Raw genomic sequence first — 12,734 nt, 5'->3', positions numbered from 1 at the left:
TGAGGATCCGGTTCCCCTCGGCGGCGCGTGTCACCTGAACGGCCGCGGGAGCGCCGGAGGGGCGGGTCCTAGTCGCCGTAGTCCTCCATCGCCTCCAGCAACCGGGCCGACGTCCCCGGCACCCGCACGCCGTGGATCATCGACAGGGGGACGGGGCGGGCGGACACCCGTACGGGCGGCGACCAGCGGGAAGCCATCCGGGCGCAGTCGCCGCGCAGCGACGCCAGATCGCCCTCCAGGTCGGCCGGGGCGGGTGCGACGGTCTTCGGGTTCGTCATAAGGGAACCGTAGGCACGTTCCGGACGGCGTAGGAAGTTCTACTATCGGGTAGTTTCGCCTGCTTCGGAGACGGCGCGCCGCCGGGTAGCGTGAACTGTCAACCCCGCCTCCCCGCAGGAGAGAGTCCACGCCGTGCGCATCGCAGTCACCGGCTCCATCGCCACCGACCACCTCATGACCTTCCCCGGCCGCTTCTCCGACCAGCTCGTCGCGGACCAGCTGCACACGGTCTCGCTCTCCTTCCTGGTGGACAAGCTCGACGTGCGCCGCGGCGGTGTCGCCGCGAACATCGCCTTCGGCATGGGCCAGCTCGGCACCCGTCCGGTCCTGGTCGGCGCCGCGGGCTCCGACTTCGACGAGTACCGCGCCTGGCTGGAGCGGCACGGCGTCGACACCGACTCGGTGCGCATCTCCGAGACGCTGCACACCGCCCGCTTCGTCTGCACGACCGACGCCGACCACAACCAGATCGGCTCCTTCTACACGGGCGCGATGAGCGAGGCCCGCCTCATCGAGCTCAAGACCGTCGCCGACCGCGTGGGCGGCCTCGACCTGGTCTCCATCGGCGCCGACGACCCGGAGGCGATGCTCCGGCACACCGAGGAGTGCCGCGCCCGCTCCCTCCCCTTCGCCGCCGACTTCTCCCAGCAGATCGCCCGGATGAACGGCGACGAGATCCGGATACTGCTGGACGGGGCGACCTACCTCTTCTCCAACGAGTACGAGAAGGGGCTCATCGAGACCAAGACCGGCTGGACGGACGAGGAGATCCTCGGCCGCGTCGGCCACCGCATCACCACCCTCGGCGCGCGGGGCGTGCGGATCGAGCGGGCCGGCGAGGCGACCATCGAGGTCGGCGTCCCGGACGAGGAGCGCAAGGCCGACCCCACGGGCGTCGGCGACGCCTTCCGCGCGGGGTTCCTGTCGGGACTGGCGTGGGGGGTGTCGCTGGAGCGGGCGGCGCAGGTCGGGTGCATGCTCGCCACGCTGGTCATCGAGACGGTGGGCACTCAGGAGTACCAGCTGCGGCGGGGGCACTTCATGGAGCGGTTCACCAAGGCGTACGGGGACGAGGCCGCCGTCGAGGTGCAGGCGCACCTGCGCTGACGTGGTGAGCGGGGCGACCAAGGGGCTGCCCCTGGAGGTGCGTCGTCGGGTGCGGGTGTGCGGGGGCTGGTCGCGCCCACGCGGCGGAGCCCATGCCGGCACAGCCCCGCGCCCCTTGCGGCGTCAACCCGCCCGGCGGACCAAGTACGCCCTCCCCTTGTCCGCCGGCTCCTCGCCCAGGTATTCCTGGCCCCGCATCTCGCACCACGCCGGGATGTCCAGGCGGGCCGCCTCGTCGTCGGAGAGGACGCGGACCGTGCCGCCGACGGGGACGTCGGCGATGACCTTGGCCAGTTCGATCACCGGAATGGGGCAGCGGCGGCCGATCGCGTCCACGACGAGGTCGGCCGCCGTCTCCCGGACGGCCTCCGTCCCCGTGGGCGCCCCCAGCTTCTCCCGGACCGCGGCCACGGTGCCCGGCAGCACCTCCAGGAACCGTTCGACGTCCTCGGCCGGTGTCCCCGGCGGCAGCGACACCCGGACGTTGCCCTCGCTGAGCACGCCCATCGCCCTCAGGACATGGCTCGGCGTCAGGGTGCTGCTCGTGCAGGACGAGCCGGACGAGACCGAGAAGCCCGCCCGGTCCAGCTCGTGCAGCAAGGTCTCCCCGTCGACATAGAGACACGAGAAGGTGACGACGCCGGGCAGCCGGCGCGCCGGATCACCGACCACCTCCACGTCCGGCACCAGCGCCGGCACGCGTGCCCGGACCCGCTCCGTCAGCTCCCGCAGCCGGGCCGCCTCCTCGGCCGCCTCGGCCCGTACCGCCCGCAGCGACGCCGCCGCGGCCACGATCGCCGGGAGGTTCTCGAAACCGGGCGCCCGGCCCGACTCCCGCTCGTCCCCGGGCCCTTGCGGCGCGAACCGCACGCCCTTGCGCACGACCAGCAGGCCGACCCCCGACGGCCCGCCCCACTTGTGGGCGCTCGCCGTGAGCAGCGACCAGTCGCCCGCCACCTTCCCCCAGCCCAGCGACTGGGCCGCGTCCACCAGCAGCGGCACCCCCGCGGCCCGGCAGGCCTCCGCCACCTCCGCCACCGGCTGCTCGGTGCCCACCTCGTGGTTGGCCGACTGGAGACAGGCCAGCGCGGTGTCGCCGCCCAGGGCCGCCGCGTACGCCGCCAGGTCGACCGCCCCCGTCCGGTCCACGGGGACCTGGGTGACGGTGCCGCCGTCCTGCTCGTGGACCTCGGCCGCGTGCAGCACGGAGGAGTGTTCGACCGCTGACACGATCAGGTGGCGTCCGACGCGCCTCCGCCCCGCCAGCGCACCGGCCACCCCCGTGTGCACCGCCCGCGTCCCCGACGGGGTGAACACCAACTCGTCCGCCCGGCACCCCACCGCCTCGGCGGCGGCCTCCCGGGCGGCATCGAGCAGCAGACGGGCCCGCCGCCCTTCCCGGTAGAGCCGGGCAGGATCGGCCCACCCCTCGTCGAGCGAGGCCAACAGGGCCTGCCGGGCAACGGGATGGAGGGGAGCAGCGGAAGCAGCATCGAAGTAGGCCACACAGCAACGCTAGAACGCCGGGTGGTGCAGCGCCCCGTCAGGGGGCGCGGGGCTGTGTCCGACATGCGGCTCCGCCGCGTGGGCGCGAACGGCCACGACGCCCCGTCAGCCGCCGAACAACCGCAGCTCCCACCCCCGTAGGCCCTCCATCCCACCCTTAAAGAGTGACCCCCGGCGCGTATGCCACCCTCCCCGCGACCCCCCGGAGGGCGTCGGCTAGGGTTTGGTCCGCATAAACATCAAACCCCTGCCCGACGCAGGGCGGCGACCGACCACCGAGAAGGCCGCAGCCGAACAGCGCGGGCGAGACTCTCGGGAAGGCGCTACGTGAGTCCCAACGGCTCCGACCGCTCGCCGCGGCGCCCGATGCGGCGGAAGCTGCTGCAGGCACTGACCGCGGGCCTGGTCCTGGCGACCGCCACCGGTTGCACATACAAGGACTTTCCCCGCCTTGGCATGCCCACCCCGACCACGGAAGAGGCTCCGCGGATCCTCTCCCTGTGGCAGGGTTCCTGGGCCGCCGCGCTCGCCGTCGGCGTGCTGACGTGGGGCCTGATCCTGTGGTGTGCATTCTTCTACCGGCGCAGCCGCACCAAGGTCGAAGTTCCTCCGCAGACCAGGTACAACATGCCCATCGAGGCGCTGTACACCATGGTTCCGCTCATCATCGTCTCGGTGCTGTTCTACTTCACCGCTCGTGACGAGTCCGAGCTCCTGAGCCTCAAGAAGAAGCCCGACGTCACGGTGAACGTGGTCGGCTTCCAGTGGAGCTGGTGCTTCAACCACATCGAGGACGTCGCCGGTTCCACCGGTGACGCCCAGACCTCCAAGGAACTGGAAGCGATTCCGAACCGGTTCAAGGAGGACTTCCCGGCGAACGCCGGCGGTGTCTACGACTGCGGCACCCCCGGAACGCGGAACCCGCAGACCAACAACCCGGGCCCGACCCTCTGGCTTCCCAAGGGCAAGACGGTCCGCTTCGTGCTGACCTCGCGGGACGTCATCCACTCCTTCTGGGTGGTGCCGTTCCTGATGAAGCAGGACGTCATTCCGGGCCACACCAACGCCTTCGAGGTGACCCCCAACAAGGAGGGCACCTTCCTGGGCAAGTGCGCCGAGCTGTGCGGCGTGGACCACTCCCGGATGCTGTTCAACGTGAAGGTCGTCTCCCCGGAGCGCTATGAGCAGCACCTCCAGGACCTCGCGAAGAAGGGGCAGACCGGTTACGTTCCCGCCGGCATCGCGCAGACGAGCCACGAGAAGAACCGGGAGACGAACAACCTGTGAGCATCCTCAACGAACCCCAGGGTGCCGCGGCAGGGTCCCACTACGAGGACGAGCTGCCGGTCCGGCGCCAGAGGCGTGGTGAAGTGGTCGTCAAGTGGCTGACCACCACGGACCACAAGACGATCGGTACGTTGTACCTGGTCACGTCGTTCGCGTTCTTCTGCATCGGCGGTGTGATGGCGCTCTTCATGCGCGCCGAGCTGGCCCGCCCGGGTCTGCAGATCATGTCGAACGAGCAGTTCAACCAGGCGTTCACGATGCACGGCACGATCATGCTGCTGATGTTCGCGACGCCGCTGTTCGCCGGCTTCGCGAACTGGATCATGCCGCTCCAGATCGGCGCGCCGGACGTGGCCTTCCCCCGGCTGAACATGTTCGCCTACTGGCTGTACCTGTTCGGCTCGACGATCGCGGTGGGCGGGTTCCTGACCCCGCAGGGCGCGGCCGACTTCGGCTGGTTCGCCTACTCGCCGCTGTCCGACGCGGTGCACTCGCCGGGTATCGGCGGTGACCTGTGGATCATGGGTCTGGCCTTCTCCGGCTTCGGCACCATCCTCGGCTCGGTCAACTTCATCACCACGATCATCTGCATGCGTGCCCCCGGCATGACCATGTTCCGCATGCCGATCTTCACCTGGAACGTCCTGCTGACCGGTGTGCTGGTCCTGCTGGCCTTCCCGGTGCTGGCCGCGGCCCTGTTCGCGCTGGAGGCGGACCGCAAGTTCGGTGCGCACGTCTTCGACTCGGCCAACGGCGGAGCGTTGCTGTGGCAACACTTGTTCTGGTTCTTCGGGCATCCAGAGGTGTACATCATCGCGCTGCCGTTCTTCGGCATCGTCAGTGAGATCATCCCGGTCTTCAGCCGCCGCCCGATGTTCGGTTACATGAACCTGATCGCGGCCACCATCGCGATCGCGGGTCTGTCGGTGACGGTGTGGGCGCACCACATGTACGTGACCGGCGGTGTGCTGCTGCCGTTCTTCTCGTTCATGACGTTCCTGATCGCGGTCCCGACCGGTGTGAAGATCTTCAACTGGATCGGCACCATGTGGAAGGGCAGTCTGTCCTTCGAGACGCCGATGCTGTGGACGATCGGCTTCCTGATCACCTTCACCTTCGGTGGTCTGACCGGCGTCATCCTGGCCTCGCCGCCGCTGGACTTCCACGTCTCCGACTCGTACTTCGTGGTGGCGCACTTCCACTACGTCGTCTTCGGCACCGTGGTCTTCGCGATGTTCGCCGGCTTCCACTTCTGGTGGCCGAAGTTCACCGGCAAGATGCTCGACGAGCGCCTCGGCAAGATCACCTTCTGGACGCTGTTCGTCGGCTTCCACGGCACCTTCCTGGTCCAGCACTGGCTGGGCGCCGAGGGCATGCCGCGTCGCTACGCCGACTACCTGGCGGCCGACGGCTTCACCGCCCTGAACACGATCTCGACGATCGCCTCGTTCCTGCTCGGCATGTCGATCCTGCCGTTCTTCTACAACGTCTGGAAGACGGCCAAGTACGGCAAGCCGGTCGGCGTGGACGACCCGTGGGGCTACGGCCGCTCGCTCGAGTGGGCGACCTCCTGCCCGCCGCCGCGGCACAACTTCCTCACCCTGCCGCGCATCCGCAGCGAATCCCCGGCGTTCGACCTGCACCACCCGGAGATCTCCGCGCTCGACCAGCTCGAGAACGTCGGTCACGGTGAAAAGACCCTCGCTGGCGGCAAGGAGGCCGGCAAGTGAAGATCCAGGGCAAGATTTTCCTCTGGCTGAGCCTCTTCATCCTCGCCGTCGCGGTCACCTACGGTGTGTGGGCGAAGGAGCCGGCGGGCGCCACGGCCCTCTTCCTGGCCTTCGCCCTGTGCCTCATGATCGGCTTCTACCTGGCCTTCACGGCCAAGCGGGTCGACGCCGGGGCGCAGGACAACAAGGAAGCGGACGTCGCCGACGACGCCGGCGAGGTCGGGTTCTTCAGCCCGCACAGCTGGCAGCCGCTGTCCCTCGGCATCGGCGGAGCCCTCGCCTTCCTGGGCGTGGCCGTCGGCTGGTGGATCATGTACTTCTCGCTGCCGGTCATCCTGGTCGGCCTGTGGGGCTGGGTCTTCGAGTACTACCGCGGTGAGAACCGCACCCAGTAGCAGGCGCTGAGCGCACAGGGGCCCGGACACTCCGTCAGGAGCGTCCGGGCCTCTTCGCATGCCGTAACCCTGTCACTCGTACGGATTACCCACCGTGCTTCCGTTGACGTCACTCTCTAGCGTGAGGGCATGAGCAACACGGTTCACTTCCAGGCGCGGGGGCGTACGGTCGTCGGCTGCACCCTGCTGGTGATCGCTCTCGGCGCGAGCGTCACCGCCTGCACGGGCGACGACAACCCGCTGTCGGCCACGCCCTACGACGCGGCCGGCCAGATCTCCTTCAACGGCCCCACGGACGCCGGGAAGAAGGCCGACCCGGACAAGCCCCTGGAGGTCGTCGCCGAGGGCGCCGACGGGCGCATCACGGACGTCACGGCCGTGGACGCCGCGGGACGCTACGTGGCGGGCGAACTCTCCGCCGACGGATCCCGCTGGCACAGCACCTCCCCGCTGGCCGCCGGCGCCCGCTACACGGTGCGCGTCAGCACCGAGGACGGGGACGGCGCACCCGGCCGCAAGGTCCTCACCTTCGAGACCGGCAAGCCCACCGCCAAGAAGACGCTGGACGTCACCTTCGGACCCGAGGCGGGCGCGTACGGTGTCGGCCAGCCCATCACGGCGGAACTGAGCCGGCCGGTCGCGGACAAGGCCCAGCGGGCCGTGGTGGAGCGCGCCCTGAAGGTGCAGTCGACGCCCGCGGTGCAGGGCGCGTGGTACTGGGTGGACGACAAGAAGCTCCACTACCGGCCCCAGGAGTACTGGCCCGCCCACGCCACCATCGAGGTCAGCAGCAACCTCGACGGCATCAAGATCGGTGACCGGATGTGGGGCGGGAAGGCCAAGTCCCTCAAGATCACCACCGATGACCGCGTCGTCGCCGTCACCGACGCCTCCACGCACACCCTGACGGTCTACCGGGACGGCGAGGAGGTCCGGAAGGTCCCCGTCACCACGGGCAAGCCCGGCTTCGAGACCCGCAACGGCGTCAAGGTCGTGCTGGGCAAGGAGCCCTTCGTACGCATGCGCAGCACCACCGTCGGCATCGCCGAGGGCTCGTCGGATTCGTACGACCTGCCGGTGTACTTCGCCACCCGGGTCACCTGGAGCGGCGAGTACGTGCACGCCGCCCCCTGGTCCGTCGGCTCCCAGGGCTCCGCCAACGTCAGCCACGGCTGCGTCGGCATGAGCACCGACAACGCCAAGTGGTTCTTCGGCGAGGTCCAGGAGGGCGACATCGTCCAGGTGGTCAACTCGGGCGGCAAGACCATGGAGACCTTCGACAACGGCTACGGCGACTGGAACCTGGCCTGGACCAAGTGGCGCCAGGGCAGCGCCCTCACGGGCGGCGCGGCCAACGACGCCGGCACGGCGGAGCAGGCCCGTCTGCGCCCGGAGAGTGCCTGAAGACGCCCTTCGGGGCGGCGCCGTCAGGGGCGCGGGGCTGTGTCCGACATGCGGCTCCGCCGCGTGGGCGCGACAAGCCACGACGGCGCCGCGCCCGCCACACCACCCGCACCCCCGCTCCCTCAGGCGCCCCTAAACGCCCTGCAGCCGCTTCTGCCGCAACAGCGCGGCCAGCGCACCCGCGAACTCCACCGGCTCCACCGGCGACGCCACAGCGGCCTCCGCACGGCTCCAGGTGGCCAGCCAGGCGTCCTGCGGCCGGGCGATGAGCAGCAGCACCGGCGGGCAGTGGAAGATCTCGTCCTTGATCTGCCGGCACACGCCCATGCCACCCATGGGGACGGCCTCGCCGTCCAGGACGCAGACGTCGATCCCGCCCTTGTCCAGCTCCCTGATGACGGCGGCCGGCGTCGCGCACTCCACGAACTCGACCACGGGCACGTCCGGAGCCGGCCGGCGGCCGGTCGCGAGCCGCACCTGTTCGCGGGTGTTGGAGTCGTCGCTGTAGACCAGCACCGTGGCGGTCGCCTGCATGCTTCCTCCGATACGCGGTGGAGACTGTCGTGCCCGTTGCGCCGGATGCTACTCCCTTGAACAGCCCGTCAACACTGGTTCGGACACGGCTTCGACGGGCCGTTCGATGGGCCATACGGGCACTACAGAGGGGGCGAACACACCGAACGGCACCCCCCGGGGTGAGGGCGGGATAAGCGACCGACATAATGTCGGTCGTGGCGACAGCAACGACAGTAGAAACCGGGCACGCGCACCCGTCGGTCAACCGGCCGAACCTCACCAGCGTCGGAACCATCATCTGGTTGAGTTCCGAGCTGATGTTCTTCGCGGCCCTCTTCGCGATGTACTTCACCCTGCGATCGGTGACCGGCCCGGACTTCTGGTCCGAGAAGGCCGAAGCGCTGAACTTCCCGTTCTCCGCGACGAACACCACGATCCTGGTGCTCTCCTCCCTCACCTGTCAGCTCGGCGTGTTCGCCGCCGAGCGCGGTGACGTGAAGAAGCTCAGGATGTGGTTCATCGTCACCTTCGTGATGGGTGCGATCTTCATCGGCGGTCAGGTGTTCGAGTACACCGAACTGGTCAAGCACGAGGGCCTCTCGCTCTCGTCGGACCCGTACGGCTCGGTGTTCTACCTGACCACCGGCTTCCACGGACTGCACGTGACGGGCGGCCTCATCGCCTTCCTGCTGGTCCTCGGCCGCACCTACGCGGCCCGGAGGTTCACCCACGAGCAGGCGACCGCGGCCATCGTCGTGTCCTACTACTGGCACTTCGTCGATGTCGTCTGGATCGGCCTCTTCGCCACGATCTACATGATCAAGTAGTCGCGGCAAGCACCCGCGCAATACCAGAAGCATCGACGCAGAAGATCCTGACACCGGGGTAATCCGTGAAAAAGCTCTCCGCACGACGACGCCATCCGCTGGCGGCGCTCGTCGTCCTACTCCTCGCGCTGGCATGCACCGGGGGGCTGTACGCCGCGTTCGCGCCCGCGAGCAAGGCGCAGGCCGATGAATCCGCCCAGTCCCTCGCCATCGACGAGGGCAAGAAGCTCTACGCCGTCGGCTGCGCCAGCTGCCACGGCACCGGGGGTCAGGGCACCACCGACGGTCCGAGCCTGGTCGGCGTCGGCGCCGCCGCCGTCGACTTCCAGGTGGCCACCGGTCGTATGCCGGCCCAGCAGCCGGGCGCGCAGATCCCGGACAAGCCGAACCTCTACTCGCAGGCCGAGATCGACCAGCTGGCGGCCTACATCGCCTCGCTGGGTGCCGGTCCGGCCATCCCGACGGAGGAGAAGTACGGCCCGGAGGGCGCGGACATCGCCAAGGGCGGTGAACTGTTCCGCACCAACTGCGCCCAGTGCCACAACTTCACCGGCAAGGGCGGCGCGCTGACGCACGGCAAGTACGCGCCCAGCCTCGAAGGTGTCGACCCGAAGCACATCTACGAGGCCATGCAGACCGGCCCGCAGAACATGCCCTCCTTCCCCGACACGACCATGTCGGAGCAGAACAAGAAGGACATCATCGCCTACCTGAACGCGGTCAACGGTGACGAGACCGTCAGCCCCGGCGGTCTGTCGCTGGGCGGCCTCGGGCCGGTCAGCGAGGGCCTCTTCGGCTGGATCTTCGGCCTCGGTGCCTGCATCGCCGTCGCCGTGTGGGTTGCCGCCCGGACCGCAAAGGCCAAGAAGTCATGAGTAGCCAAGACATCCCAGAAGAGAACCTGCCCGCTGAGCAGGGCACCACGCACGGCGCGGTGAAGGTCGCGGACGAGGCCCACCCGTTCGCCGACCCGGGGCTGCCGCCCCACGAGCACCGGATCCAGGACATCGACGAGCGGGCCGCCAAGCGGTCCGAGCGCGCGGTCGCGTTCCTGTTCACCTTGTCGATGCTGGCCACCGCCGGCTTCATCGCCTCGTTCGTGACCATCCCGCACGACACGTCGATCTACGTCTTCCCGCTCGGGCACGTGAACGCGATGAACTTCGCGCTCGGCCTGACGCTGGGCGTGGCGCTGTTCACGATCGGCGCGGGCGCCGTCCACTGGGCGCGCACCCTGATGTCCGACGAGGAGGTCGCCGACGAGCGTCACCCGATCGAGGCGTCCCCCGAGGTCCGTGCCAAGGTCCACGCGGACTTCAAGCAGGGTGCCAAGGAGTCCGTGATCGGGCGCCGCAAGCTGATCCGCAACACGATGCTGGGCGCGCTCACCCTGGTGCCGCTCTCCGGCGTCGTGCTGCTGCGCGACCTCGGTCCGCTGCCCGGCACCAAGCTTCGCCACACCCTGTGGTCCAAGGGCAAGCTGCTCGTCAACATGAACACCAACGAGCCGCTGCGTCCCTCCGACGTCGCCGTCGGCTCGCTGACCTTCGCCAAGCCCGAGGGCCTGGAGGAGCACGACGAGGAATTCCAGAACGAGATCGCCAAGGCCGCCCTGATGATCGTCCGGATCCAGCCGGAGAACATCAAGGACAAGCGCGAGCTCGAGTGGTCGCACGAGGGCATCGTCGCGTACTCGAAGATCTGCACCCACGTGGGCTGCCCGATCTCCCTGTACGAGCAGCAGACGCACCACGTGCTGTGCCCCTGCCACCAGTCCACCTTCGACCTCTCCGACGGTGCCCGGGTGATCTTCGGTCCCGCCGGTCACGCCCTGCCGCAGCTGCGCATCGGCGTGAACGACGAGGGCTATCTCGAGGCGCTCAGCGACTTCGAAGAGCCCGTCGGTCCTGCTTTCTGGGAGCGCGGATGAGCACGACAGCGACCAACGAGTCCCGCTCACGCGGGAAGGCACCGGCCGGCGAACGTGTCGCCGACTGGGCCGACGGCCGGCTCGGGATCTACTCCCTGGCCAAGGCCAACATGCGCAAGATCTTCCCCGACCACTGGTCGTTCATGCTCGGCGAAGTGTGCATGTACAGCTTCATCATCATCATCCTCACGGGTGTGTATCTGACGCTGTTCTTCCACCCGTCGATGAACGAGGTCACGTACCACGGTTCGTACGTGCCGCTGCAGGGCCAGCTGATGAGCGAGGCGTACGCCTCGACGATGAACATCAGCTTCGACATCCGGGGTGGTCTGCTCATCCGGCAGATCCACCACTGGGCGGCGATCATCTTCCTCGCCGGCATGTTCGTGCACATGATGCGCGTCTTCTTCACCGGTGCGTTCCGCAAGCCGCGTGAGGTCAACTGGCTGTTCGGCTTCCTGCTGTTCGTCCTCGGCATGTTCACCGGTTTCACCGGCTACTCGCTCCCGGACGACCTGCTCTCCGGCACCGGTGTCCGCTTCACGCAGGGCGCGATCCTGTCCGTGCCGATCGTCGGCACGTACATCTCGATGTTCCTGTTCGGCGGGGAGTTCCCCGGCCACGACTTCGTGGCCCGGTTCTACTCGATCCACATCCTGCTGCTGCCGGGCATCATGCTCGGCCTGATGGTGGGCCACCTGATCCTGGTCTTCTACCACAAGCACACGCAGTTCGCGGGCCCCGGCAAGACCAACAACAACGTCGTCGGCATGCCGCTGCTGCCGGTGTACATGGCCAAGGCCGGAGGCTTCTTCTTCCTGGTCTTCGGCGTGATCGCGGCCGTCGCCGGCCTGGTGTCGGTCAACCCGATCTGGAGCATCGGCCCCTACCGGCCCGACCAGGTGTCGACCGGAGCCCAGCCCGACTGGTACATGGGCTTCGCCGAGGGTCTCGTCCGTGCCATGCCCGGCTGGGAGATCAACTTCTGGGGTCACACGCTCGTCCTGGGTGTGTTCGTCCCGCTGCTGATCTTCGGTATCTTCCTCGCGGCCATCGCCGTCTACCCGTTCATCGAGTCGTGGGTGACCGGCGACAAGCGCGAGCACCACATCCTGGACCGGCCGCGCAACGCCCCGACCCGTACGGCCATCGGCGTCGCCTGGGTGACGGCGTACATCATCATGCTGATCGGTGGTGGCAACGACATCGTCGCCACGCACTTCCACCTGTCGATCAACGCGGTCACCTGGTTCGTCCGGATCGGGTTCTTCGTCGGCCCGGTCATCGCCTTCGTGATCACCAAGCGGATCTGCCTCGGCCTCCAGCGCCGCGACAAGGACAAGGTGCTGCACGGACGCGAGTCCGGCATCATCAAGCGCCTGCCGCACGGTGAGTTCATCGAGGTCCACGAGCCGCTCAGCCAGGGCGCGCTGCACACCCTCACGTCGCACGAGCAGTACAAGCCGGCCGAGATCGGCCCGACGGTCGACGAGAACGGCGTCGAGCGCAAGCCGAAGGGCTCGGAGAAGCTCCGCGCCAAGCTCAGCAAGGCGTACTACGGCCCGGAGTCGCAGATTCCGAAGCCGACCGTCGAGGAGTACAAGGAGATCACGAGCGGCCACGGCCACCACTGACCCTCCAGCGTCGCCACACGACGGTCGAAGGGCCCCGTCCGGTCTGCGGACGGGGCCCTTCGCCGTGCCCGGGGGCTGGATAGGGTGGGACCACACTCCCTTTCCACGATGCACACGAT

12 protein-coding genes are annotated in these 12,734 nt (G+C 68.5%); 9 read left to right on the top strand and 3 right to left on the bottom strand.

The annotated features are described in order from the left end of the window. Positions 1 to 68: 68 nt before the first annotated feature. Entirely contained in the window at positions 69 to 278 is a 210-nt protein-coding gene (locus ACIRG6_RS01150) for a hypothetical protein (RefSeq protein ID WP_364677748.1), read from the bottom strand. A 133-nt stretch (positions 279 to 411) separates the two neighbouring features. On the opposite strand from ACIRG6_RS01150, the gene ACIRG6_RS01145 reads away from it, so the two are divergent. Beyond that, positions 412 to 1,386, top strand: coding sequence for a carbohydrate kinase family protein (locus ACIRG6_RS01145; protein ID WP_350718760.1), 975 nt, complete (start codon positions 412 to 414; stop codon positions 1,384 to 1,386). A gap of 123 nt (positions 1,387 to 1,509) precedes the next feature. Here the strand turns inward: ACIRG6_RS01145 and ACIRG6_RS01140 are convergent, their stop codons facing one another. Beyond that, complete coding sequence (locus tag ACIRG6_RS01140; protein ID WP_364677750.1) at positions 1,510 to 2,892, bottom strand: cysteine desulfurase/sulfurtransferase TusA family protein; 1,383 nt, start codon at positions 2,890 to 2,892, stop codon at positions 1,510 to 1,512. Positions 2,893 to 3,219: 327 nt separating this feature from the next. Here ACIRG6_RS01140 and ctaC point away from each other — a divergent pair, with 327 nt between their 5' ends. The 4 genes from ctaC to ACIRG6_RS01120 all read left to right on the top strand — a co-directional run bounded on the left by ctaC (position 3,220) and on the right by ACIRG6_RS01120 (position 7,708). After that, positions 3,220 to 4,179, top strand: a complete 960-nt coding sequence (ctaC, locus tag ACIRG6_RS01135; protein WP_189228185.1) for an aa3-type cytochrome oxidase subunit II — start codon at positions 3,220 to 3,222, stop codon at positions 4,177 to 4,179. After that, positions 4,176 to 5,909, top strand: a complete 1,734-nt coding sequence (gene ctaD, locus ACIRG6_RS01130; RefSeq protein WP_239771453.1) for an aa3-type cytochrome oxidase subunit I — start codon at positions 4,176 to 4,178, stop codon at positions 5,907 to 5,909. The genes ctaC and ctaD overlap by 4 nt, the downstream gene beginning before the upstream one ends. Further along, positions 5,906 to 6,304 carry a cytochrome c oxidase subunit 4 gene (locus ACIRG6_RS01125; protein ID WP_364677753.1) on the top strand — a complete coding sequence of 133 codons (399 nt, stop codon included), beginning with the start codon at positions 5,906 to 5,908 and terminating at the stop codon, positions 6,302 to 6,304. Before ctaD ends, ACIRG6_RS01125 begins: the two co-directional genes overlap by 4 nt. Before the next feature lie 129 nt (positions 6,305 to 6,433). After that, complete coding sequence (locus ACIRG6_RS01120; protein ID WP_364817701.1) at positions 6,434 to 7,708, top strand: L,D-transpeptidase; 1,275 nt, start codon at positions 6,434 to 6,436, stop codon at positions 7,706 to 7,708. Between the two features lie 132 nt (positions 7,709 to 7,840). Here ACIRG6_RS01120 and ACIRG6_RS01115 read toward each other — a convergent pair whose 3' ends face one another. Then, a complete protein-coding gene (locus ACIRG6_RS01115) occupies positions 7,841 to 8,242 on the bottom strand; it encodes a response regulator (RefSeq protein ID WP_239771449.1) in 402 nt (133 codons plus the stop codon). A 188-nt stretch (positions 8,243 to 8,430) separates the two neighbouring features. On the opposite strand from ACIRG6_RS01115, the gene ctaE reads away from it, so the two are divergent. From ctaE to qcrB, 4 genes are all read left to right on the top strand, one after another. Beyond that, positions 8,431 to 9,051 (top strand): aa3-type cytochrome oxidase subunit III, encoded by a 621-nt coding sequence (gene ctaE / locus ACIRG6_RS01110; protein ID WP_077797597.1) that lies wholly within the window; start codon positions 8,431 to 8,433, stop codon positions 9,049 to 9,051. A 65-nt stretch (positions 9,052 to 9,116) separates the two neighbouring features. Then, positions 9,117 to 9,926 (top strand): cytochrome bc1 complex diheme cytochrome c subunit, encoded by an 810-nt coding sequence (gene qcrC, locus ACIRG6_RS01105; protein ID WP_239771448.1) that lies wholly within the window; start codon positions 9,117 to 9,119, stop codon positions 9,924 to 9,926. Next, a complete protein-coding gene (qcrA, locus tag ACIRG6_RS01100) occupies positions 9,923 to 10,981 on the top strand; it encodes a cytochrome bc1 complex Rieske iron-sulfur subunit (RefSeq protein ID WP_364677756.1) in 1,059 nt (352 codons plus the stop codon). Before qcrC ends, qcrA begins: the two co-directional genes overlap by 4 nt. After that, positions 10,978 to 12,615, top strand: coding sequence for a cytochrome bc1 complex cytochrome b subunit (gene qcrB, locus ACIRG6_RS01095; RefSeq protein WP_364677758.1), 1,638 nt, complete (start codon positions 10,978 to 10,980; stop codon positions 12,613 to 12,615). The genes qcrA and qcrB overlap by 4 nt, the downstream gene beginning before the upstream one ends. Positions 12,616 to 12,734: the final 119 nt, after the last annotated feature.

Source organism: Streptomyces flaveolus (assembly GCF_044765825.1).
GTDB classification, from domain to species: Bacteria; Actinomycetota; Actinomycetes; order Streptomycetales; family Streptomycetaceae; genus Streptomyces; species Streptomyces flaveolus.
This window is presented reverse-complemented; position numbering and strand designations above follow the sequence as displayed.

What these genes read in the sequence shown, in the direction of transcription:
- ACIRG6_RS01115 (WP_239771449.1), bottom strand. Translation starts at nt 8,242, where the DNA reads ATGCAGGCGACCGCCACGGTGCTGGTCTACAGCGACGACTCCAACACC.
- qcrA (WP_364677756.1), top strand. Translation starts at nt 9,923, where the DNA reads ATGAGTAGCCAAGACATCCCAGAAGAGAACCTGCCCGCTGAGCAGGGC.
- ACIRG6_RS01150 (WP_364677748.1), bottom strand. Translation starts at nt 278, where the DNA reads ATGACGAACCCGAAGACCGTCGCACCCGCCCCGGCCGACCTGGAGGGC.
- qcrB (WP_364677758.1), top strand. Translation starts at nt 10,978, where the DNA reads ATGAGCACGACAGCGACCAACGAGTCCCGCTCACGCGGGAAGGCACCG.
- ctaE (WP_077797597.1), top strand. Translation starts at nt 8,431, where the DNA reads ATGTCGGTCGTGGCGACAGCAACGACAGTAGAAACCGGGCACGCGCAC.
- ACIRG6_RS01120 (WP_364817701.1), top strand. Translation starts at nt 6,434, where the DNA reads ATGAGCAACACGGTTCACTTCCAGGCGCGGGGGCGTACGGTCGTCGGC.